Here is a 22,248-nt window from a genome sequence, read left to right on the forward strand (position 1 = left end):
GAGATCGTTGGCCTTGCGGATGACCTCGACGATGCCGCCCATGATCTCGGTCAGGCCGAAGTCCTTCGGGGTGTAGACGGCGGCCACTCCCTGGCGGATCAGCTGCTTGCCGTCGGAGTCGGGGATGATGCCGCCGACGATCACCGGCACGTCGCCCATCCCGGCTGCGGCCAGGCCCTGCAGCACGGCCGGGACCAGCTCCATGTGCGAGCCGGAGAGGATCGATAGGCCGACACAGTGCACGTCCTCGGCGACCGCAGCGGCGACGATCTGCTCGGGGGTCAGCCGGATCCCCTGGTAGATCACCTCGAAGCCGGCGTCACGGGCCCGCACCGCCACCTGCTCGGCGCCGTTGGAGTGACCGTCGAGTCCGGGCTTGCCCACCAGCAGGCGCAGCCGCCCGCCGAGCTCCTCACCGGTCGCCTGCACCTGCTCGCGAACCGCCGCCAGCTCGGCGCCGGCGTCCGCGACGCCGACCGCTCCGCTGACCCCGGTAGGCGCACGGAACTCGCCGAACACCTCACGCAGGGTGGCGGTCCACTCCCCGGTCGTCGCGCCGGCCCGGGCCGCCGCGAGGGTGAAGGGCACCAGGTTGTCGGTGGTCTTGGCGGCGGCGGCGAGTGCAGCCAGCGCCTCGGCGACTGCGGCGTCGTCACGCTGCTCGCCCCAGGCCTGGACGCTCGCGATCGCGGCCTGCTCGGCCGCAGGGTCGGCGGTCTGGATGGCGCCGTCGAGATCGGCGGTCAGCGGCGACGGCGCGGTGGTCTCGAACTTGTTGACGCCGACGATGATCTCCTCGCCGGCCTCGATCCGGGCCCGGCGGCGGGCATGCGAGGCGACCAGCTCGGACTTCATGTAGCCCGCCTCGACCGCGGCGACCGCTCCGCCCATCGCCTGCACCCGGTCCATCTCGGCCTTGGCGCCCGCCACCAGCTCGGCGACCTTGGCCTCGATCACGTGGCTGCCCTCGAAGATGTCGTCGTACTCGAGCAGGTCGGACTCGAAGGCGAGGACCTGCTGGAGCCGCAGGGACCACTGCTGGTCCCACGGCCGCGGCAGGCCGAGCGCCTCGTTCCAGGCCGGCAGCTGCACCGCGCGGGCGCGGGCGTTCTTCGACAGCGTGACGCCGAGCATCTCCAGCACGATCCGCTGGACGTTGTTCTCCGGCTGCGCCTCGGTGAGGCCGAGCGAGTTGACCTGCACGCCGTAGCGGAAGCGACGCATCTTCGGGTCGGTCACCCCGTAGCGCTCGCGGGTGATCTCGTCCCACAGCTGCGTGAAGGCCCGCATCTTGCAGGTCTCCTCGATGAAGCGCACCCCGGCGTTGACGAAGAACGAGATCCGCCCGACGACCTTCTCGAAGTCGGCCTCGGAGACCTGACCGGAGTTCTTCACCTGGTCGAGCACCGCGACCGCCGTGCACAGCGCGTAGGCGAGCTCCTGAGTGGGCGTCGCACCGGCCTCCTGCAGGTGGTAGCTGCAGATGTTGATCGGGTTCCACTTCGGGATGTTGTGCACCGTGTAGACGATCATGTCGCTGATCAGGCGCAGCGAGTGCTCGGGCGGGAACACGTAGGTCCCCCGCGAGAGGTACTCCTTGATGATGTCGTTCTGGGTGGTGCCGGCCAGCTGCGCGGCGACCTGCTCCGGAGCCAGGTCGGGGTTCTGCTCCTCGGCGACCACCTGGTACATGGCCAGCAGCCACATCGCGGTGGCGTTGATGGTCATCGACGTGTTCATGTCGGTGAGCGGGATGTCCGCGAAGAGCTTGCGCATCTCCCCCAGGTGCGGGATCGGCACGCCGACCTTGCCGACCTCACCGCGCGCCAGCGGCGACGTCGGGTCGTAGCCGGTCTGGGTGGGCAGGTCGAACGCGACCGAGAGGCCGGTCTGCCCCTTGGCGAGGTTGGTGCGATAGAGCGCGTTGGACGCCTCCGCCGTCGAGTGGCCGGCGTAGGTCCGCATCACCCAAGGACGATCCTTGGCAGGGGTGGCTTCGGTCATGTCCAGAGCCTAGAGCCTTCGGTGAGGGTTCGTTAACCTATCCGAGATGTGGCACACGCCACCTTGGCAGAAGAGCGCACACGCCACCTTGCAGCAGGCACGCGGCCCGTTCAGGCGATCCGGGCAGCGCGCTCCAGCTCGACGACGCGGATCAGGTGTGTCATGTGGAGCATCCGGCGCACGGCCGGACCTGCCCCACGCAAGGTCACCTGCCGGCCACGCCGGCCGGCGAGACGGGTCGCCGCGGCCAGCACGCGCAAGGCGGTGTGGTCGATGACGGTGACGTCGGTGATGTCGATCAGCAGGTCGCGGTCCTCACCGAACAGGTGCTGGTGGATCGCGTCGCGGACTTCGGTGGTGGAGCGGACGTCGAACTCTCCAGCGAGCACCAGGGTCTCGCCTGTGCTGATGATGTCCATGTCTCATCCCTCTCGTAGCGAAGGCGCCCGATACGCCTTCGTGACGGTCCTGATCGTCGTAATCGTCGCGTGCTGACGGTTCCATCTCTCTCGTACTGACGGCTTCCATCTACAACTATGACGCCGCGAGAGCGAGATGGGTTGCCTCCGTACCCGGATTTCTTCGGAAGATTCGCCCGCTACCCTGCAGGCATGGTGAATCTGACCCGCATCTACACCCGCACCGGCGACGCCGGCACGACCCGGCTGGGCGACATGAGCGAGACGTCGAAGAACGATCTGCGCCTGGAGGCCTACGCGACGGTGGACGAGGCGAACGCCTTCATCGGGGTCGCGTTGGCGACCGGCGAGCTCGAGGACGAGGTCGTCGCCGTGCTGACGCGGATCCAGAACGACCTCTTCGACGTCGGCGCGGACTTCTGCACGCCGGTGGTGGAGAACCCGGAGTACCCGCCGCTGCGGATCGAGCAGGAGTACATCGACCGCCTCGAGGGCTGGTGCGACTCCTACAACGAGCAGCTGCCGAACCTGCGCTCGTTCATCCTCAACGGCGGCACCCCCGGCGCCGCCCACCTGCATGTCGCACGCACCGTCGTGCGCCGCGCGGAGCGCGATGGCTGGGCGGCCTACGCCGAGCACGCGGAGACGATGAACCTGCTGGCGATCAAGTACCTGAACCGGCTCTCCGACCTGCTCTTCATCCTCGCGCGCCACGCCAACCGGGCCACCGGCGACGTGCTCTGGGTCCCCGGAGGCGAACGTTCGTAGCGAGCAACTAGCGGAGGGCGTGAGCCGACCACCGACCGGCGGAGAACCCTGACGCGAACCGGCGACTTCGCGATTGTCCCCTGACGAAAAGCCCCCGACACACGGCGTGTCGGGGGCTTTCGTCAGGGACTATCGCGTGGGGCTGTGGACATCCGGCAGCGGGACGTTGAACTTCGTCGCCCAGCGGCGGGCCTCCTCGGAGAGGGTGCCGAGCTCGGCACACCGCTTCACGTAGGCGCTGGTCTGCGCCAGGAAGTCCATCGGGTTGTAGACGTCCTCCTCCTCGCGGAAGAGGCCGTCGCCCGCGTAGCGCAGGATGGTGATGTTGGACTGCCCGAACCGGGACCCGTCGCCCGGGTCCCGCATCGGGTTGTCGATCTCGCAGATCACCCAGCCCTTCTCGACGTCGATGGTGACCCACCTGGCGGGAAAGGCGACCATCTCGGTCGCCGGGAAGCTGCCCATCGTCCGGGTCACCCAGCGCCGGATCTCCTCGTGCCCTGAGAAGTTGCCGTAGGCGTGCTCGACGTAGGTGGCATCGGGGGTGAAGCACTGCACGAAGTGCTCCCAGTCCCCCGTCGCCACGCACTTCTCGACGGCCGCCGTGTATCCGGCGAACGCCGCTTCCAACTCATCGCGGGTCCATTGCGCCATGCGCCTACCCTGGCAGAACCCGCCGCGCCAGGCCGAGGAATCGGACAACCGGCCTCAGCGGACCTTGGCCATCACCTCATCGGCGAGGAGCTCCATGTTCTCGGTGACCTTGGCGGCGGGAAGTCCGCCGATGTCGAGCACCGAGAGGTGGACGTCCGGCTGCAGCGCCTCCTTCATCGACAGCAGGCGCTCGGTCACCTCCGCAGGCGATCCGCAGACGGCAGGGCCGGCCACGATCCGGTCGAAGTCCACGCGCTGGTCGACGTTGCGCATCCGGTTGGCCCACTCGGCATATCCGGTCAGGTAGGGGCGCCAGGAGTCCCGCGCCGACTGGCTGGTCGGCGCGATGTGCACGTGGCTGCAGGCGCCGACGACGGCCTGCGCCCCCTTGCCGGAGTCGTGCATGAGCTGGCGGTAGAGCGCGACCAGATCACGCCACTCCTCGGCGGGCTTGAAGATGCTCGGCAGCATCAGCGGCATGCCGAGCTCGGCGGTCCAGCGCACCGAGTCCTCGCTCATCCCGGTGCCCATCCAGACCCGCGGCTCCGCCTGGTGCGCACGAGGCTGCACCGCGACGCCCTCGAGGTCGGGCCGCCACGGGCCCGACCAGCTCACCTCCGGCTCCGCCCAGATCCGGCGCAGCAGGTCGTAGCGCCGCACCGTCTCCTCACGCGCCGCGGCCGGGTCGACCCCGAACTCCGAATACCCGTCGCTGGAGATCCCGCGGCCCAGCACCAGCTCGGCGCGCCCGGCAGAGATCTGGTCCAGCGTGTTGAAGTCCTCCGCCAGCTGGACCGGGTCGTGCAGCGGCAACAGGGTGACGGCGGTGGTGAGACGCAGCCGACGGGTCCGGGCGGCGACCGCGGCGAGCATCATCAGCGGCGACGAGACGATGTAGTCGTTGAAGTGGTGCTCGCCGACGGCGAACACGTCGAAGCCCAGCTCCTCACCCCGGACACCCATCTCCACGATCGCTCGCAGTCGCTCCTCCTGCGAGACCCGCACGCCGGTGGTCGGGTCGGGCAGCCAGTCGCCCAGGGACAGCAATCCAAGTTCCATTCTTTCCTCCTCTTGACTGACATTGAATTTAGATTCAGTCTTGGAGAAAGGTCAAGAGCTGGCCCCTGAATCGAAGGAAGAGCGATGACAGCAGCCCTGAAGATCCTCCCGCCGGAGCCGCCCGCGGCCCGGTACGCACCGGCCGACTTCCGCGACGCCATGGGGCGCTTCGCCTCCGGGATCGTGGTCGTCACCGCGACCGTGGACGACGACCCGGTGGGCTTCACCTGCCAGTCCTTCAGCTCGCTGTCGCTGATGCCGCGCCTGGTGCTGTTCTGCGCCTCGCGAAGCTCGCAGAGCTGGCAGCGGATCCGCCGCAGCCCGGCGTTCACCATCAACGTCCTCGCCGAGTCGCAGCGCGCCGTCAGCCAGCAGTTCGCCCGCCGCAGTGACGACAAGTTCGCCGGGCTGGAGTGGACGAGCGGCACCACCGGCGCGCCCCGCCTGGCCGGCGCCAGCGTCCACGTGGACTGTCACCTGCACGAGGTCATCGAGCAGGGCGACCACGACATCGTGATCGGCCGAGTCGAGGAGACTGCGGTGCTCACCGGAAGCCGACCGCTGCTGTACTTCCGCGGCGCCTACGACGCTCTGGGCTGGTAGGTGCCGGCCGTGCGCAGCTCAGCCGTCGCCGAGGTCCGGCTGCGGCCCGAAGAGCATCGCGAACCACATCCGGCTCAGTGTCGCGATCGCCTCGTCGTCTCCGGGGGCAGGGACACCGAGGTCACCATCCTCGGCGATCCAGGTCCAGGCGAACGACTCCAACATCGACAGCAGGGCCGAGGCCAGCACCTGCGGCTCCCCGACCAGCCGGCATCCGGACCGCTCGAACTCCACCAGCTGCGCGGCGATGCCGCTGACCCCCAGCGCGCGGACCTCGCGCCAGCGCGTGGCGTACCGGGCGTCTGTCAACCGCAGACCGAAGAGCCCGATCATCTCCGGCCGGTGGGCACGGAACGCCGTCCAGAACGCGCCGACCACTCCGCTGATCTGCTCGTACGGACTTCCGCTCCTGCTCGCCAGCGACGCCGCGGTCACCTGGCCGGTGAACTCGTCGAGCAACGCGTCCAGGATCTGGGTCTTGTTCTCGTAGTAGGTGTAGAACGACCCGGCCGAGCAGCCCGCCTCACGCGTGATGTCGGTGATCTTGGCGTTGAAGAAGCCCTTGTCCGCGAAGACCGTGCGTGCGGCACGCAGCAGCGCCTGCTCCGTGCTCTCCCGCCGCTGCCCCGTCACAGCGTCAAACTACTCACACGCCGTCCGCCGCCGTCATCCGACCCTTCCTTGCCCGTTCCGATCGCCCCCGCGCCCAGCCGCGCAGCCCGCCCCTCGAGCCCCAAGGACCCCGCATGACCACCACCGACCTCAACAACCTCACCATCGACCAGGCCGTCCGCCGGCATGCCAGCGAGCGGCCCGAGGAGCCCGCCGTCGTCGACGCCGATGGCACCCTGTCGTGGGCCCAGCTGGACCGGGCAGCCCACCAGGTCGCAGACCATCTGCGCGCCACCGGCATCCGGCCCGGCGACCGGGTCGGCTGGCTCGGACCCAACCGCACCCACTACCCCGCCGTGCTGTTGGGCACCTGGCGCGCCGGCGCGGCGATGGTCGGGATGAACTGGCGCCTGCCGAGCGGCGCCATCACGGCCGCGGCGCGCGCGGTCGCGCTCGACCACCTCGTCGCCGACGCCCGCTTCGAGACCGAGGCCAGGGCCGCGATGGGTGAGCAGGTCTCGATCACCGCCGCGGGCACGAGCCCCTGGGCCCAGCGCAGCACCACCGACGAGGCGCCGGTCACCGACGCCGACCAGGTGGCGATGATCTACTTCACCTCCGGCTCGACCGGGACGCCCAAGGCCGTCCCGCTGAGCAGGCGTGCCGTCGAGGCGACCATGGCCCACGCCCAGGTGCACCGCTACTCCCCCGGTGACCGGGCCCTGATCGTCCCGCCGACCTTCCACGCCGCCGGGGCCACCTGGACCGCCTACTGCCTCAAGGCCGGCGTCACGGTCCACTACAGCGACGACGCCTCGGCCCGCGGCCTGATCGACACCCTGCGCGACCAGGCGATCAGCCACGCGATCCTGGTGCCCACCCTGATCCACGCGGTGGTCGACGAGCTGGATCGACGCCCGGAGCCGCTGCCGGCGCTGCGGCACGTCGCCTACGGCGCCTCCCCCATCCCGCCCGCCCTGCTCAACGATGCGATCCGCCTGCTGGGCTGTGACTTCTCCCAGGTCTACGGAATGAGCGAGACCGGCGGCGGCGTGACCTTCCTCAGCGTCGAGGACCACCGTGCCGTCGACGAGCACCCGGAGCGACTCGCCTCAGCCGGCCGGCCCGGCGTCGATGTGGAGCTCCAGGTCCGCGGCCCGCTCGGCGACGTCGCGAAGACCGGCGAGGCCGGCGAGGTCTGGCTCCGCACCCCCTGCCTGACCACCGGCTACCTGGCAGCCGAGGACCCGACCGGAGGGGTGCTGCGCGACGGTTGGCTCAACACCCGCGACGTCGGCTATCAGGACGCCGACAGCTACCTCTACCTGCTCGGCCGCGCCGACGACATGATCCAGACCGGCGCGGAGAACGTCCATCCCCGCGCGGTAGAGGAAGTGCTGCTGGAGCACCCCGCCGTTGCGGACTGTGCCGTCTACGGCGTCCGTCACGCCCGCTGGGGCGAGCAGGTCACCGCTGCCGTCGTCAGCACCGGGCCGGCGCCGACCGCTGAGCAGCTCAGCGAGTTCTGCGCGCCCCGGCTGGCCGGATATCAGATCCCGAAGCGCTATCTGTTCGTGGACGAGCTGCCCCGCACCGCAGCCGGCAAGGTCCAGCGCCACGAGCTGGTCGCCCTCACCCCAGCCGACGACTGAGCAGTCGCACCCGACGGGGCCGCGCGCCGATCAACGTGGTCGGTCGCGGTCCCAGTCGGTGCCCGGAGGGGCCGACTCGAGCCACGACTGGAATCCCATCAACGATCCCGGGCCGAGTGCCAGCTCGAGCTCGTCGCGTCCGTCGCTGAGCACCACGATCACGTGGTCCGCGTACAGGGCGAGCTCCTCGTGGCCGACCGGGTCCCGGCGTCCGTCGAAGGCCAGCGCCGACCGCTTCCAGACCCGCCCCGGACGCGGCGACAGCGAGAAGATCCGGAACCACTCGAGCTCCTCACCCGCGTAGCGTCCGAGCCCGAGCACCCAGCCGCGCCCGGTCGTGCTCGACCGGGCGCGGTAGCTGAGCTCGAACGTGCCGCCATCGCGGGACAGCACCCGGCGCCGGACCACGAGAGCGACGCCGTAGAGGACGAGAAGCACCAGGAGGACGGCGACCACGTCGACGACCCACTGCCAAAGCGGCATTCGACCTCCCTATAAATGCCCAAAGAGTGACGCTGAGTAGCGTCACTCTAGGGCATGGCAATGTGCAGTTGTCAGGAGGCCTTCTCGACCGCCCGGATCCGGGCCTCGGCGCTGCGCACAGCGGCCGTTGCCTCGTCGTCGTTCTCGCCTGCGGCGTGCGCACGCTCGAGGTCGTGACGCGCCTTCTCCAGGTCGATCTCGTGCGACATCTCTGCCCGCTCGGACAGGATCGAGACCCGGTCGCCGGCAACCGAGAGGAAGCCGGCGTCGATCGCGGCCACCCAGGTCTCACCCTCGACGGTGGTGACGTCGACGACGCCCTCCACCAGGAGCGAGAGCAACGGAGCGTGACCCGGCAGGATGCCGACGTCACCCTCGGTGGTGCGGGCGACGACCATCTTGGCCTCGCCCGACCACACGAGACGCTCCGCCGCGACCAGTTCGACCTGGAGCGCGTGGGTACCGGACTCGCTCATCAGAGGCTCTTCTGAATCTCGGCCCAGTTACGCTCGACGTCGTCGAGGCCACCGCACATGAAGAACGCCTGCTCCGCCACGTGGTCCCAGTCGCCGTCGGCGATCTGGTTGAACGCCTCGATCGTGTCGGAGACCGACACGGTCGAGCCCTCGATGCCGGTGAACTGCTTGGCAACGTAGGTGTTCTGCGACAGGAAGCGCTGGATCCGGCGAGCACGGGACACGATGATCTTGTCCTCTTCGGACAGCTCGTCGACACCGAGGATCGCAATGATGTCCTGCAGCTCCTTGTTGCGCTGGAGGATCTGCTTCACGCGAATGGCGGCGTCGTAGTGAGCCTGACCGATGTACTGCGGGTCCAGGATCCGCGAGGTCGACGTGAGCGGGTCCACGGCCGGGTAGATGCCCAGCGAGGCGATCTCACGCGAGAGCTCGGTGGTGGCGTCCAGGTGGGCGAAGGTGGTCGCCGGAGCCGGGTCGGTGTAGTCATCGGCCGGCACGTAGATCGCCTGCATCGAGGTGATCGAGTGACCACGCGTCGAGGTGATCCGCTCCTGGAGCTGACCCATCTCGTCGGCGAGGTTCGGCTGGTAGCCCACGGCCGAAGGCATGCGACCCAGCAGGGTCGAGACCTCGGAGCCGGCCTGCGTGAACCGGAAGACGTTGTCGACGAAGAGCAGCACGTCCTGGTTCTGGACGTCGCGGAAGTACTCCGCCATCGTCAGCGCGGACAGGGCGACCCGCAGACGGGTGCCCGGCGGCTCGTCCATCTGGCCGAAGACAAGGGCGACCTTGTCGAACACGCCAGCGTCCTTCATCTCCTCGATCAGGTCGTTGCCCTCACGGGTGCGCTCGCCGACACCGGCGAACACCGACACACCACCGTGGTTCTTGGCCACACGGGCGATCATTTCCTGGATCAGAACGGTCTTGCCGACACCGGCACCACCGAACAGACCGATCTTTCCACCGGTCACGTACGGGGTGAGCAGGTCGATGACCTTGATGCCGGTCTCGAACATCTGGGTCTTCGACTCGAGCTGGTCGAAGGACGGGGCCTTGCGGTGGATGCCCCACCGCTCGTTGACCTCGAACTTCTCGCCCGGCTCCAGGTTCAGCACCTCGCCGGTGACGTTGAACACCTTGCCGAGGGTGGCGTCACCCACGGGCACGGTGATCGAGTCGCCGGTGTCGCGGACCTGCGCGCCCCGGACGACACCGTCGGTCGACTTCATCGAGATCGCACGGACCATGCCGTCACCGATGTGCTGGGCGACCTCGAGCGTGAGCTCGGTGGTCACGTCGCCGATGGTGACGTCGGTCTTCAGTGCGTTGTAGATGGCGGGCATCTCGTCGGCCGCGAACTCGATGTCCACGACCGGTCCGATCACGCGGGTGATGCGGCCGACGCCGCCACCCACGCTCACGGTCTCTTCAACAGTGGCAGTCATTTCTCACTCATTCCCGGCTTGGGCGTCGGCAAGAGCGTTGACTCCACCGACAATCTCGCTGATTTCCTGGGTGATGCCAGCCTGGCGGGCCTGGTTGGCAATCCGGGTGAACTTCTTGATGAGCTCCTCCGCGTTGTCGGTAGCCGACTTCATCGCCTTCTGGCGGGCAGCGAGCTCGGAGGCTGCGGCCTGCAGGTGGGCGAAGTAGATGCGGCTGTTGACGTACTTGGGGAGCAGGGAGTCCAGCACCTCGGCAGCCGAGGGCTCGAACTCGTAGAGAGGCAGCAGCTCGTCCGCGTCCGGCGCCTCGGTACCCTCGACGACCTCCAGCGGGAGCAACCGCACAGCGGTGGGCTCCTGCGAGAGCATCGACCTGAACCGGGTGTAGACCACGTGGACCTCGTCGACCTGACCGGCCACACCCTCTTCGGCCGTGAAGACCTCGACCAGGGTGGCGCCGATCTCGGCCGCCATCTCCACGGTGGGCCGGTCGGAGAAACCGGTCCAGGAGTTGGCGATCGGACGACGACGGAAGTTGTAGTACGCCTCGCCCTTGCGGCCGGAGATGTACAGGTCCACCGTCTTGCCCTCGGCCACCAGCTTCTCGCGAAGGCCCTCGGCCTCCTTGAGCACGCTGGAGGCGTAGGCACCCGCGAGACCGCGGTCGCTGGTGACAACCAGGATCGCGGCCCGCTTCGGGTTCTCGGGCTCGGTCGTGAGCGGGTGGTTCACGTCGGAGAACGTGGCCACCGCGCTCACGGCACGGGTCAGTTCGCGGGCGTACGGAGCCGCGGCCTGAGCCCGGTTCTGCGCCTTGATGATGCGGGACGCAGCAATGAGCTCCATGGCGCGCGTGATCTTCTTCGTCGACTCGGTCGACTTGATCCGCGCGCGGTACTCACGCAGCGAAACGGCCATGGGTCAGCCCCGCTTCTGCTTGACGATCTGCTCCTGCTCGACGTCCTCGTCAGCCAGTGCCTCGGCCTTGGCGGAACCCGGCTTGATCGAGCTGCCGTCCGAGGTCTCGAACTGGTTGAGGAACTCCTCGTACGCAGCGTCGACGGCCTGCTCGGTCGAGTCCTCGAACTTGAGGGACTCGGCGATGGCCGACAGGATGCCCGGGTTGCTCCGCTTGACGAAGTCCAGGAACTCCGACTCGAAGCGCAGGATGTCCGCGACCGGCACGATGTCGAGCTTGCCGCTGGTGCCCAGGTACATCGAGACGGTCATGTCCTCGACGGCGTACGGGCTGTACTGCGGCTGCTTGAGCAGCTGCATGAGCCGCTCACCGCGGGCCAGCTGCTGACGCGACGCGGCGTCCAGGTCGGAGGCGAACATCGCGAACGCCTGCATGGCGCGGAACTGCGCCAGGTCGACCTTGAGCGATCCCGTGACGTTCTTGAGCGCCTTGGTCATCGCCGCACCACCGACGCGGGACACCGACACACCGACGTCCACGGCGGGACGCTGGTTGGCCGCGAACAGGTCAGACTGCAGGAAGATCTGACCGTCGGTGATCGAGATGACGTTGGTCGGGATGAACGCCGAGACGTCGTTGGCCTTGGTCTCGATGATCGGCAGACCCGTCATCGAGCCCGCGCCCATGTCGTCGGAGAGCTTCGCGCAACGCTCGAGCAGGCGGCTGTGCAGGTAGAACACGTCGCCCGGGTACGCCTCGCGGCCCGGCGGGCGGCGCAGCAGCAGCGACACGGCGCGGTAGGCCTCGGCCTGCTTGGTCAGGTCGTCGAAGACGATCAGGACGTGCTTGCCCTCGTACATCCAGTGCTGGCCGATGGCCGAGCCGGTGTACGGAGCGAGGTACTTGAAGCCGGCCGAGTCGGACGCCGGGGAGGCCACGATGGTGGTGTACTCCAGCGCGCCGGCCTCTTCCAGGGCGCCACGCACGGAGGCGATGGTCGAGCCCTTCTGACCGATGGCGACGTAGATGCAGCGAACCTGCTTGTTCGGGTCGCCGGTGGCCCAGTTCGACTTCTGGTTGATGATCGTGTCGATGGCGATGGTGGTCTTGCCGGTGGCACGGTCACCGATGATCAGCTGACGCTGACCGCGGCCGACGGGAACCAGGGCGTCGATCGCCTTGATGCCGGTGGAGAGCGGCTCGTGGACCGACTTGCGCTGCATGACGCCCGGGGCCTGGACCTCGAGGTTGCGGCGGCCGACGGACTCGATGTCGCCCAGACCGTCGATCGGGTTGCCGAGCGGGTCGACGACCCGGCCCAGGTAGCCGTCACCGACGGGCACCGAAAGGATGGTGCCGGTACGACGAACCTTCTGGCCCTCTTCGATCTTGTCGAAGTCGCCCAGGATCACGACACCCACCTCGCGGGTGTCGAGGTTCAGGGCCTGACCGAGGGTGCCGTCCTCGAACTCGAGCAGCTCATTGGCCATGACGGAGGGCAGACCCGTGACACGGGCGATGCCGTCGGCGGCCTCTGCGACCGTTCCGACCTCTTCCTTGCTGGCGCTGGTGGGCTGGTAGTCGGACACGAAGCGCTGCAGGGCGTCCCGGATCTCCTCCGGACGGATGGAAAGCTCCGTCATCTCTCTTCCTTAGGTTGAAGTTCTGTTCTCTGTGCTGATCAGCTGACGAGCTTGCGACGGGCGTCGTCGAGACGCCCGGCCACGGTGCCATCGATGACGTCGTCACCGATCTCCACACGGACACCGCCGACGACACTGGGGTCGACGACGACGTTCAGGTGGATCGCCCGCCCGTACTGAGCGCTCAGCACATCGGCCAGGCGCTGGCGGTCGGCCGCAGAGAGCGTGTGAGCGACCCGAACGGTCGCCGCGCTCTTGCCTGCCACCTCAGCAGCCACCTTCTGGTAGCTCTGGAGGGCGGCACCGACGGTGCGGTAGGTACCGGCCAGCGACTGCTGGACCAGCGTGACAGTCGCCTCAAGCGCCTTGCCCTCGAGGAGGGAACGCACCAGGACGGTCTTGTCGTCGATCGAACGGCTGGTGTCCGAGAGAGCGTCGCGCAGCGCAGGGTTCTGCGCCACGACCTGCTCGAACTCGAACAGCTCGTCGGAGAGCCGCGAGGCGTCGTCGCCGGCGGTCCGGACCGTCGCCACCTCGCTCAACCGCTCCACCGTGTCCGCGAGGTCGCGGCTTGCGGTCCAACGGCGTCCGACGGCCGAGGCGACCAGGTCGAGGGCGACCTGGTCCACCTTGCCCGCGAGGATCTGGCGGACCAGCTCCTGCTTCGGGCCGGCCTCGAGCGATGCGTCCGTGGCGATCCGGCGCAGGCCGGGCTCGCCGCGCAGCAGCTGGGAGACCTGGAACAGGTCCCCACCTACGCGGGCGGCGTCGGTCCCACCCTGCAGACGGGCCTCGAGCTCACCGGTGAGGGCGGCCAGGGCGTCTGCGGAAGCACCACGAACCTGCATCAGTTGACTCCGCTCTGGTTGGTCTCCAGCTCGGCAAGGAAGCGCTCGACCACGCGGCTCTGGCGAGCCTCGTCGTCCAGGCTCTCACCGACGATGCGACCGGCAAGACCGGTGGCAAGGGAGCCGACCTCGGCACGGAGCGAGGTGATCGCCTGCTGGCGCTCCGCCTCGATCTGCGCCTTGCCCGCGTCGACGATGCGGGCCTGCTCGGCCTGACCCTGCGCACGCAGCTCGGCAACGATCGCCGCACCCTGCTCGCGGGCCTCTTCGCGGATGCGAGCAGCCTCGTGCCGGGCCTCGGAGAGCTGTGCCTCGAGTTCGGCAAGCTTGGCGTCAGCCTCGGCCTGCTTGGTCTCGGCCGCAGCGAGTCCGCCTTCGATCGCCGAGGTGCGCTCGGCGAACGTGGCCTCGAAGTTCGGCACGACGAACTTCTTGACCGCGAAGAACAAGATCGCAAACACAACGAGTGAGAGCACGATCTCGATCGGGTGCGGGATGAGCGGGTTGAGCTCGCCCCCCGCCGCACTGATGGTCAGAGTCTGCATGGGCAGGTCCTTCTTCCGGGTCCTACGTCAGCTGGGTCAGAGAACGAACGCGAGGGCGATACCGATGATCGCGAGTGCCTCGGCGAGCGCGAAGCCCAGGATGGCGATGGTCTGCAGGCGGCTCTGGGCCTCCGGCTGACGGGCAACACCGTTGATGTAGGCGGCGAAGATCAGACCGATACCGACACCGGGGCCGATCGCGGCAAGGCCGTAGCCGATCATGTTGAAGTTGCCTTCGATAGCCATAGCAAGCACGGCTGTTTCCTTTCGGTTATTTCCTTGTTGGAAAACTTGGGGTGTGGAGGTGGAGCAGCTGGAGCTGGAGGTCAGTGCTCGTCAGCGAGCGAGCCCTGGATGTACATCGCGTTCAGGAGAACGAAGACGTACGCCTGCAGGAACTGGATCAGGATCTCGAGGAACGAGATGATGATGAAGAGCAGCCAGGCGATGATGCCGACCGGAGCGTAGGCCGCCGACATCTCCACGATCAGGTACTCGCCACCAAGGGCGAACAGGATCAGCAGCATGTGACCGGCGAACATGTTGCAGAACAGACGGAGCGCCAGGGTGACCGGGCGGACCAGGATGTTCGACATGAACTCGAGCGGGATCAGCAGCGGGTACATCGCCTTGCTGACGCCGCTCGGCACGCACATCAGGTTGAGCCAGCTGAGGAAGCCGTGCTTCTTGATGCCGACGCCGATGTAGACCAGCCAGCTGATCAACGCCAGGGCGTAGACGAGCCCGGCTCGGGAGAAGGTCGGGAACTGGAAGAACGGAACGCTGGCCAACAGGTTGTTGATCAGGATGAAGAAGAAGAGAGCGAAGAGGTACGGGACGTACGGCAGGAAGTCCTTGCTGCCGATGATGTCGCGACCCATCGAGTTGCGCACGAAGCCGTAGCCCTGCTCGCCCACGTACTGCAGGCGGCTCGGGACCATGGCCCGCTTGCGCGAAGCGGCCCAGAAGAAGACGAAAACGATGCCGGCGACGAGCACCAGCTGCAGCATCGGCTTGGTGACGCCGAGGTACATCTCCTGCCCGAGGAACTCAAACGTCTTGTCCGGACCGATCGGCGGGAGGTTGAAGTCTCCGGGACCGGGGGCGTGGAAGCCCTCGGCACGCGTCACGGACGTCGCGATCGAACTCACGGTGTCTCCTGTGTCAGTTGCACTGCTGCAAGTCTTAGTTTGCGGATGGCCGGTTGAATCTGGACCAGGTCATGTAGAGGCCGAACCCGGCGCCGAGCAGGATCCCGACCGCCACCAGGAAGGTGGTCCCCAACCAGCGATCGAGTGCCCAGCCGCCCAGCCCGTAGACGAACACGCCCGAGACCATGTAGCCGAAGGCGTGCCAAGGGTCGCCCTTGGGAGCTTCGTGGTGATCGTCCGGATTCGAAGACGAGGGATTCTGCTGTGCCATTGCGCACCGGAGAATAGCAGCCGCGCGCGGTCATCGCGCACCCGGATCGGTCAGGTCGTAGGCCGGCAGCCGCACCCGGGTGGATACGACGATCTGCGAGACCAGCCAGGCGAAGGTTCCGGCGATCACCGTGCCGCCCAGCCAACGGCGGTCCAGCGCGTCGTCCAGCAGCCCGCTGCGGCTCAGCGCGAGGAAGACCAGCGCCATCACCACGACCTGGAGCACATACGTGAGCAGGGCGATCAGCAGGGATGCCTGGGGCATCACCCCGGCGACCAGGTCGACCAGGAGCGCTCCCCCACCGAAGACGACGAGGACCAGCACGGTTCCGGCCACGGCGCCCCACGCCGCGGAGCTGCCGCCGAGGACCGCTCCGAGAACCGTGGCCACCAGACCGGCGCAGGCGCCGACCAGGCCCGCCAGAACGAGCGCGCGACGACCCGTGGAACCGGGTTTGAAGTGCGTCGCGGTCGTCATGATGGCGGCCGTTCTGATGGAGGGCGGATTCGGTGCCACAGGTTGCCCTGGGCGCTTGTGAAAATTAGCACAAGCGCCTTTCGTGGCTCCAACCGGGGTCGGTTCAGACCGGGTCGATGCCGCTCAGCTTGGGCACCACGAAGGTCAGCACCACGGTAAGCAGGAACCAGGCACCGATCAATGCCCAGACCGCCGGGCTGGCGTAGAGCGACGCCAGCACGGTGCCGAAGCCGATCAGGGCGGCCCACAGCCAGATGATCAGCACCGCGCGCCGGTGGCTGTGGCCGATCTCCAGCATCCGGTGGTGCAGGTGCTGCTTGTCCGGCTGATAGAAGCGCTGACCACGCCGGGTGCGCCGGATGACGGCCAGCACCAGGTCGGCCAGCGGCACGATCAGGATGGAGAGCGGGACGATGATCGGCAACAGCGTCGGCAGCAGGCTCGACTCGGTGCCCGCGCCGCCACGGGTCACGTCGGTGGGCGCGAACTGGCCGGTCAGGGTGAGCGCGGAGGCAGAGAGGAAGAGCCCCAGCAGCATCGAGCCGGAGTCGCCCATGAAGAGCCGGGCCGGATAGAAGTTGTGCGGGATGAAGCCGACGCAGGCACCGCCCAGCGCCGCGCAGAGCAGCGCCCCGGTGACCGCCAGCGTCTGGTCGTTCAGGTTCGCGATCTGGTAGCAGAACAGGAAGAAGGCCAGCGCGCCGACGCCGACCACTCCGGCGGCCAGCCCGTCCAGGCCGTCGACGAAGTTGACCGCGTTGATGGTGGTCACCACGATCACCACGGTCAGCAGCGCCGCCTGGGACTGGTCGAGGGCGAACTGCCCCTCGCCGGGCACCGGGATCAACCGGTACTGGACGCCGAAGGCGATCAGCAGGCCGGCGGCGATCACCTGTCCCCCGAGCTTGGTCAGCGCGTCGAGCTCGAAGAGGTCGTCGAGCACCCCCACCAGGCAGACGAAGGCTCCCGCGGCCAGCACCACCCCCGCATCGCGCATCACGTTGGGTGCGCTCAGCGAGAGGAACGGCAGCTGCCGGGCCACGAAGTACGCCGCGACCAGGCCTCCCAGCAACGCCACTCCCCCGAAGTACGGGATCGGCACCACGTGCACATCGCGGTCCCGCACCTGCGCGACCGCATGCGTGCGCAGAGCGATCTCCCGGGCGATCACGGTGAGGAGGTAGGTCACCGACGCGGCGACCAGGAAGACCAGGAGGTACTCCCGCATCAGGCACGGACCTCGAAGGGGGCCAGCACGCGGTTGATCTCGTCGAGGGAGAGCGCTCCTTGGCGCAGCACCCGGGGGGCGTCGCCGGTGACGTCGAGGATCGTCGACGGCTCGGCGCCGGCCGTGGGGCCGGCGTCCAGGTAGACGGCGACGGCATCGCCGAGCATCGCCTGGGCCGCGTCGGCGTCGGTGGCGGCGGGCTGGCCGGTCGCGTTGGCCGAGCTGACGGCGAGCGGGCCGGTCCGGTCGATCAGGGCCAGCGCTACCTCGTCGTCCGGCATCCGCACCGCGACCGTGCCGCGGGTCTCGCCCAGGTCCCAGCGCAGGGACGGCTGCTGGTGACAGATCAGGGTCAGCGGGCCGGGCCAGAACTCGTCGACCAGCGCCCGCGCCCAGTCCGGCACGTCGGTGGCCAGCGCGGAGAGGGTCGCGGCGGCGGCGACCAGGACCGGCGGCGGCATCTCCCGGCCACGCCCCTTGGCGTCGAGCAGGGCCTGCACCGCTTCGGGGTTGAAGGCGTCGGCGCCGATGCCGTACACGGTGTCGGTCGGCAGCACCACCAGCTCACCGCGGCGGATGACGCCGGTCGCGGTGGTGATCGCGGCGTCGAGATCGTCGGGTTCGGACGTGGAGAGCTTCACGGTGCTCATCCTCCCAGTCTCGCAGTCAGGAATCGTGCACGTCCCGCAAGGTCGTCATGGTCGCGCACCTCGCGCCAGCGACCGGTCCGGCTGAAGACGGCCGGAGCGCTCTCCCCCTGGGCGTCGGCATGCTCGGCACCCACCCAGCCGCCGGGACGCAGCAGCAGCGCAGCACGCTCCTCCAGGATCCGCATCGCGACCAGGCCGTCGTCGCCGGAGAAGAGGGCGAGGTGCGGGTCATGGTCGCGCGCCTCGGGCGCCACGCTCTCCCACGCCTCGAGCGGGATGTAGGGCGGGTTGCAGACCACGACGTCGACGGTGCCGTCGAGGTCGGTGAAGGCGTCGGCCATGTCGCCGTGGCGCAGCTGCACACCGGAGCCGGCCAGGTTCCGCTCGGCCCAGCGATGCGCGCTCGGGTCCAGCTCGACCGCGTGGACCCGAGCGCCCGGAACCTCGTCGGCGACCGCCTTGGCGATCGCTCCGGAGCCGGTGCAGAGGTCCACCACGACCACCTCGCCGCGCTCGGCGAGGGCCGTGTGCGCACGCTCGATCGCCCAGCCGGCCAGCAGCTCGGTCTCCGGCCGGGGCACGAAGACGCCCGGACCGACGGCCAGCTCGACGTGCCGGAACCAGGCGACGCCGGTGAGGTGCTGCAGCGGCTCGCGCTGCTCGCGGCGCGCCACCAGCTCGGCGAACCGCTCACGCTGCTGGGCGTTGGCCGCATCGGCCAGGACCAGCCGGCCGAGCTCGACGCCCAGCACGTGGGCGAGGAGCAGCTCGGCGTCACGTCGCGGCGAGGCGACGCCGGCACCCGCCAAGGTCGCGGCGGCGTCGGCGAGGAGCTGCCGGTTCACTGCTCCAGGCTCTCCAGCCGGGCAGCCAGGTCGGCTGCGACGAGCGAGTCGATCACCGGCTGCAGCTCGCCATCGAGGACGACGTCGAGGTTGTAGGCCTTGTAGCCGGTGCGGTGATCGGAGATCCGGTTCTCCGGATAGTTGTAGGTGCGGACCCGCTCCGAGCGGTCCACCGTGCGCACCTGGGAGCGACGCGCCTCGCTCGCCTCGGCGTCGCCCCCCTCCTCGGCAGCCGCCAGCAGCCGGGCGCGCAGGATGCGCATCGCCTGCTCCTTGTTCTGGAGCTGGGACTTCTCGTTCTGGCAGCTGACCACGATGCCACTGGGAACGTGCGTGATCCGGACCGCCGAGTCGGTCGTGTTGACGCTCTGACCGCCGGGACCGCTGGAGCGGAAGACGTCGATGCGCAGGTCGTTCTCGTCGATCGAGACGTCGACCTGCTCGGCCTCGGGCATCACCAGGACACCGGCCGCGGAGGTGTGCACGCGGCCCTGGGACTCGGTGACCGGGACCCGCTGCACCCGGTGCACCCCGCCCTCGAACTTGAGCAGCGCGAAGGGTGCCTCGCCGGGCTCGGGGGTGCCCTTCGCCTTGACCGCGACGGTCACCGACTTGTAGCCGCCGAGGTCCGACACGGTGGCGTCGAGCACCTCCACGCGCCAGCCCCGCTGCTCCGCGAAGCGGGTGTACATCCGCAGCAGGTCACCGGCGAAGAGCGCGGACTCCTCACCACCCTCGCCGGACTTCACCTCGAGCAGGGCGTCCTTGGCGTCGTTGGGGTCGCGGGGCACCAGCAGCCGGCGCAGCCGCTCGGCGGTCTCGTCGCGGCGCTGCTCGAGGTTGGTCGCCTCGGCGGCGAACTCGGGGTCGTCGGAGGCGAGCTCCCGCGCGGCCTCGATGTCATCGCCGAGGGAGAGGTACTCGCGCCAGGTGCGGACGATCGCGGAGAGCTCCGAGTAGCGCTGGTTCAGCCTCTTGGCCAGGCGCTGGTCGGCATGGGTCTCGGGCGCGGCCAACCGCTGCTCGAGCTCGCGGTGCTCCTCCGCGAGACCTTCAACTGCCTCGAACATGGCTCTCCTCCGTCGACCGACCGATGCCGCGCCGCACCTGGGGCGGCGACGAGAAATGCAGGACGCCGGTCACCCGTCACGAGAACGGGGACCGGCGTCACGGCAATGCTACTTGGCAGCCTTCTTGGCGTAGCGGGCCTCGAAGCGGGCCACGCGGCCGCCGGTGTCGAGGATGCGCTGCTTGCCGGTGTAGAACGGGTGGCAGTTCGAGCAGGTCTCGGCCTTCATCACGCCGGAGGTCTGGGTGCTCCGGGTGGTGAAGGTGTTGCCGCAGGTGCAGCTGACCTGGGTCTCGACGTACTCGGGGTGAATGTCCTTCTTCACGTTTCTCTCCTTGTAGTGGGGCCGCCGGGTCGTGCACTCGGGTCGGGCACGGGAACCGGAACCAACCTCTTGATTCTGCCACCCCGAGCAAGCTCGGGGCCAATCGGGGTCAGCGTCGAGTGAGGCCGGACAGCAGCTGCACGTTGCTCTGCGTGCCACGGACCAGTGTGGCGAGCTCCGTGGCCGCGGTGACGGCGTCCGAGCCGGCCAGCTTGGCGCGCAGCGCGCCGAGGGCGGCCCGCTCCTCCTCGCTGAGCAGCAGCTCCTCGCGCCGGGTGCTGGAGCCGGTGACGTCGATGGCCGGGTGCTGGCCGGCCTCGGCGAGGTCGCGGCGCAGGCGCACCTCGAGATTGGCCGTGCCCTCGAACTCGTCGAGGATCACCGCGTCGGCCTCGGCCACCGAGTCGATGCCGGCCGTGGCCAGGATCGTCAGCGAGCCGCCGTGCTCCACGTTGCGAGCAGCGCCGAACAGGCGCTTGGGCGGGTTGAGCGCCGAGACGTCGAGCCCGCCGGCCAGGATCCGGCCGCCGGCCGGAGCGGCCAGGTTGTAGGCGCGCACCAGGCGGGTGACGCCGTCGAGCAGCACGACCACGTCGTGGCCGAGCTCGACCAGTCGCTTCGCACGCTCCAGGGCCAGCTCGGCCAGCGCGATGTGGTCGGTGGCGGGCAGGTCGAAGGTGGAGGCGATCACCTCGCCCTTGACCGAGCGCTGGAAGTCGGTGACCTCTTCGGGGCGCTCGTCGACCAGGACCACCATCAGGTGGCACTCCGGGTGGTTGGCGGCCACCGAGTCGGCGATCGACTGCAGCAGGGTGGTCTTGCCGCTGCGGGCCGGTGCCACCACCAGACCACGCTGTCCCTTGCCGATCGGCGCGACCAGGTCGATCATCCGGCCGGCGACGTTGGCAGCGTCCGTCTCCAGGCGCAGGCGCTCGGTGGGGTGCACCGGGGTCAGCTCGGCGAAGTCGCTCCGCTCGGCCGCGAGCTCCGGGTCGGCACCGTTCACGGCGTCGACGCGGACCATCGGGTTGAACTTCTCGCGCCGCTCCCCCTCGCGCGGCTGGCGCACCTGGCCGACCACCGCATCACCACGGCGCAGCCCGAACTTGCGCACCATGGAGAGCGAGAGATAGACGTCCTCGGCACCCGGCAGGTAGCCGGTGGTGCGCACGAAGGCGTAGTTGTCGAGCACATCCAGGATGCCGGCCGCCGGCACCAGGACGTCGTCCTCGAGGATCGTGGTGTCGGGCTCGTTGCGCTGACGCCCGGACCGGTCCCGGTCCCGGCCACGGCGACGCCGGTTGCGGCTACCGCCCTCGCCGTCGTCGTGCTGGTCCTGCTGGCTCTGCTGGCTCTGCTGGCGGCTCTGCTCCTGCTTGCCGTCGCCCTGATCCTGGCCCTGGCGGCTCTGCTTGCCCTGTTCCTGCTTGCCCTGCTCCTGCTTGGCCTGCTCCTGCTGGCGACCCTGCTTGCCCTGCTCGCCACGCTGACCGCGCTCGGACTGACCCTGCTCGCCCCGGTTGGCGGAGCGGTTGCCGTCCCTGCCGTCCCGGTTGCCGCCGCCGGCGCCATCGCGGGCCTCGCGGTTGCGGCCCTCGCTCGCCGCCTGCTCGACAGGCGCCTGCTCGGCCTCGACCGCCTTCTTGCCACGCTGACGACGTCGCTGGCTGACCTCGATCAGCGCAGGCTGCTCGGCCTGCGCGGAGCCCTGCTCGGCGCTCGGCGCCTGCCGCTCGCGCTCGGGTGCCGCCTGGCGGGGAGCGGCCTCGACCGCCGAGGCGCCGGCCGGGGCCGACGTGGCGGGAGCGGGCTTCTCACCTGCGGACTTCTCGGCGGCGGGCTTCTCCGCCTTGCTCCGCTGCCCCTTGGCGACCGGCGTGCCCGCGCCCCGGATCGCCTCGACCAGCTGCGCCTTCTTCATGCTGGCGCTGCCGGGGATCCCCAGGCCGGCGGCCATCGCCTTGAGGTCGGCGAGCAGCATGCCGTTGAGTCCGCCGCTGCGCTTCTTGGGCTCCTTCGCAGCAGCGGGCGCGGCGCCCTCGGTCACGGCGTCGGCTTGTGGTGCATCGGTCACGAGTTGATCCCTTTGATCCTTC

General features: G+C 69.0%; 25 protein-coding genes. 3 read left to right on the forward strand and 22 right to left on the reverse strand.

Annotated elements, in window-relative coordinates; all coding sequences use genetic code 11:
- Both ABD151_RS00435 and ABD151_RS00440 read right to left on the reverse strand, forming a co-directional pair.
- Window positions 1-2,004: protein meaA (locus ABD151_RS00435; protein WP_343990052.1), on the reverse strand; the 2,004-nt coding region annotated here is incomplete at its 3' end.
- 110 nt (window positions 2,005-2,114) lie between these two features.
- Window positions 2,115-2,423 carry an STAS domain-containing protein gene (locus ABD151_RS00440; RefSeq protein ID WP_343990055.1) on the reverse strand — a complete coding sequence of 103 codons (309 nt, stop codon included), beginning with the start codon at window positions 2,421-2,423 and terminating at the stop codon, window positions 2,115-2,117.
- 192 nt (window positions 2,424-2,615) lie between these two features.
- Here ABD151_RS00440 and ABD151_RS00445 point away from each other — a divergent pair, with 192 nt between their 5' ends.
- Window positions 2,616-3,191: a cob(I)yrinic acid a,c-diamide adenosyltransferase gene (locus tag ABD151_RS00445; protein ID WP_343990058.1), complete on the forward strand. Its 576-nt coding sequence runs from the start codon at window positions 2,616-2,618 to the stop codon at window positions 3,189-3,191.
- A 129-nt stretch (window positions 3,192-3,320) separates the two neighbouring features.
- Here the strand turns inward: ABD151_RS00445 and ABD151_RS00450 are convergent, their stop codons facing one another.
- Both ABD151_RS00450 and ABD151_RS00455 read right to left on the reverse strand, forming a co-directional pair.
- Window positions 3,321-3,845 carry a nuclear transport factor 2 family protein gene (locus ABD151_RS00450; protein ID WP_343990061.1) on the reverse strand — a complete coding sequence of 175 codons (525 nt, stop codon included), beginning with the start codon at window positions 3,843-3,845 and terminating at the stop codon, window positions 3,321-3,323.
- 54 nt (window positions 3,846-3,899) lie between these two features.
- A complete protein-coding gene (locus tag ABD151_RS00455) occupies window positions 3,900-4,904 on the reverse strand; it encodes an LLM class flavin-dependent oxidoreductase (RefSeq protein ID WP_343990064.1) in 1,005 nt (334 codons plus the stop codon).
- Window positions 4,905-4,988: 84 nt separating this feature from the next.
- On the opposite strand from ABD151_RS00455, the gene ABD151_RS00460 reads away from it, so the two are divergent.
- Window positions 4,989-5,507, forward strand: a complete 519-nt coding sequence (locus ABD151_RS00460; RefSeq protein ID WP_343990067.1) for a flavin reductase family protein — start codon at window positions 4,989-4,991, stop codon at window positions 5,505-5,507.
- Between the two features lie 18 nt (window positions 5,508-5,525).
- On the opposite strand, the gene ABD151_RS00465 is transcribed toward ABD151_RS00460, so the two are convergent.
- Window positions 5,526-6,140, reverse strand: coding sequence for a TetR/AcrR family transcriptional regulator (locus tag ABD151_RS00465; protein ID WP_343990070.1), 615 nt, complete (start codon window positions 6,138-6,140; stop codon window positions 5,526-5,528).
- Between the two features lie 113 nt (window positions 6,141-6,253).
- On the opposite strand from ABD151_RS00465, the gene ABD151_RS00470 reads away from it, so the two are divergent.
- Window positions 6,254-7,771 (forward strand): class I adenylate-forming enzyme family protein, encoded by a 1,518-nt coding sequence (locus tag ABD151_RS00470; protein ID WP_343990073.1) that lies wholly within the window; start codon window positions 6,254-6,256, stop codon window positions 7,769-7,771.
- Between the two features lie 30 nt (window positions 7,772-7,801).
- Here ABD151_RS00470 and ABD151_RS00475 read toward each other — a convergent pair whose 3' ends face one another.
- From ABD151_RS00475 to rho, 17 genes are all read right to left on the reverse strand, one after another.
- Entirely contained in the window at window positions 7,802-8,254 is a 453-nt protein-coding gene (locus ABD151_RS00475) for a DUF2550 domain-containing protein (RefSeq protein ID WP_343990076.1), read from the reverse strand.
- 71 nt (window positions 8,255-8,325) lie between these two features.
- On the reverse strand, window positions 8,326-8,730 hold the full coding sequence (locus tag ABD151_RS00480) for a F0F1 ATP synthase subunit epsilon (RefSeq protein WP_343990079.1): 405 nt from the start codon (window positions 8,728-8,730) through the stop codon (window positions 8,326-8,328).
- On the reverse strand, window positions 8,730-10,181 hold the full coding sequence (gene atpD, locus ABD151_RS00485) for a F0F1 ATP synthase subunit beta (protein ID WP_343990082.1): 1,452 nt from the start codon (window positions 10,179-10,181) through the stop codon (window positions 8,730-8,732). The genes ABD151_RS00480 and atpD overlap by 1 nt, the downstream gene beginning before the upstream one ends.
- Before the next feature lie 3 nt (window positions 10,182-10,184).
- Window positions 10,185-11,099: a F0F1 ATP synthase subunit gamma gene (locus ABD151_RS00490; protein ID WP_343990084.1), complete on the reverse strand. Its 915-nt coding sequence runs from the start codon at window positions 11,097-11,099 to the stop codon at window positions 10,185-10,187.
- 3 nt (window positions 11,100-11,102) lie between these two features.
- On the reverse strand, window positions 11,103-12,743 hold the full coding sequence (gene atpA, locus ABD151_RS00495) for a F0F1 ATP synthase subunit alpha (protein WP_343990087.1): 1,641 nt from the start codon (window positions 12,741-12,743) through the stop codon (window positions 11,103-11,105).
- Between the two features lie 38 nt (window positions 12,744-12,781).
- Complete coding sequence (locus ABD151_RS00500; RefSeq protein ID WP_343990090.1) at window positions 12,782-13,591, reverse strand: F0F1 ATP synthase subunit delta; 810 nt, start codon at window positions 13,589-13,591, stop codon at window positions 12,782-12,784.
- A complete protein-coding gene (locus ABD151_RS00505) occupies window positions 13,591-14,136 on the reverse strand; it encodes a F0F1 ATP synthase subunit B (RefSeq protein WP_343990093.1) in 546 nt (181 codons plus the stop codon). Before ABD151_RS00505 ends, ABD151_RS00500 begins: the two co-directional genes overlap by 1 nt.
- Before the next feature lie 36 nt (window positions 14,137-14,172).
- On the reverse strand, window positions 14,173-14,382 hold the full coding sequence (gene atpE, locus ABD151_RS00510) for an ATP synthase F0 subunit C (protein ID WP_343990743.1): 210 nt from the start codon (window positions 14,380-14,382) through the stop codon (window positions 14,173-14,175).
- 80 nt (window positions 14,383-14,462) lie between these two features.
- Window positions 14,463-15,287 (reverse strand): F0F1 ATP synthase subunit A, encoded by an 825-nt coding sequence (gene atpB / locus ABD151_RS00515; RefSeq protein ID WP_343990096.1) that lies wholly within the window; start codon window positions 15,285-15,287, stop codon window positions 14,463-14,465.
- A gap of 34 nt (window positions 15,288-15,321) precedes the next feature.
- Complete coding sequence (locus tag ABD151_RS00520; protein WP_343990099.1) at window positions 15,322-15,558, reverse strand: AtpZ/AtpI family protein; 237 nt, start codon at window positions 15,556-15,558, stop codon at window positions 15,322-15,324.
- A 30-nt stretch (window positions 15,559-15,588) separates the two neighbouring features.
- Window positions 15,589-16,035 (reverse strand): hypothetical protein, encoded by a 447-nt coding sequence (locus ABD151_RS00525; protein WP_343990102.1) that lies wholly within the window; start codon window positions 16,033-16,035, stop codon window positions 15,589-15,591.
- A gap of 103 nt (window positions 16,036-16,138) precedes the next feature.
- Window positions 16,139-17,263 carry a glycosyltransferase family 4 protein gene (locus ABD151_RS00530; protein ID WP_343990105.1) on the reverse strand — a complete coding sequence of 375 codons (1,125 nt, stop codon included), beginning with the start codon at window positions 17,261-17,263 and terminating at the stop codon, window positions 16,139-16,141.
- Entirely contained in the window at window positions 17,263-17,913 is a 651-nt protein-coding gene (locus ABD151_RS00535; protein ID WP_343990107.1) for an L-threonylcarbamoyladenylate synthase, read from the reverse strand. Before ABD151_RS00535 ends, ABD151_RS00530 begins: the two co-directional genes overlap by 1 nt.
- Window positions 17,910-18,758, reverse strand: coding sequence for a peptide chain release factor N(5)-glutamine methyltransferase (prmC, locus tag ABD151_RS00540; RefSeq protein WP_343990110.1), 849 nt, complete (start codon window positions 18,756-18,758; stop codon window positions 17,910-17,912). The genes ABD151_RS00535 and prmC overlap by 4 nt, the downstream gene beginning before the upstream one ends.
- Window positions 18,755-19,828 (reverse strand): peptide chain release factor 1, encoded by a 1,074-nt coding sequence (gene prfA / locus ABD151_RS00545; protein WP_343990113.1) that lies wholly within the window; start codon window positions 19,826-19,828, stop codon window positions 18,755-18,757. The genes prmC and prfA overlap by 4 nt, the downstream gene beginning before the upstream one ends.
- Before the next feature lie 108 nt (window positions 19,829-19,936).
- Window positions 19,937-20,152, reverse strand: coding sequence for a 50S ribosomal protein L31 (gene rpmE / locus ABD151_RS00550; protein WP_343990116.1), 216 nt, complete (start codon window positions 20,150-20,152; stop codon window positions 19,937-19,939).
- A 109-nt stretch (window positions 20,153-20,261) separates the two neighbouring features.
- Window positions 20,262-22,226 (reverse strand): transcription termination factor Rho, encoded by a 1,965-nt coding sequence (gene rho, locus ABD151_RS00555; protein WP_343990119.1) that lies wholly within the window; start codon window positions 22,224-22,226, stop codon window positions 20,262-20,264.
- Window positions 22,227-22,248 lie beyond the last annotated feature (22 nt).

This window comes from Nocardioides dubius (genome assembly GCF_039528155.1).
GTDB lineage: Bacteria > Actinomycetota > Actinomycetes > Propionibacteriales > Nocardioidaceae > Nocardioides > Nocardioides dubius.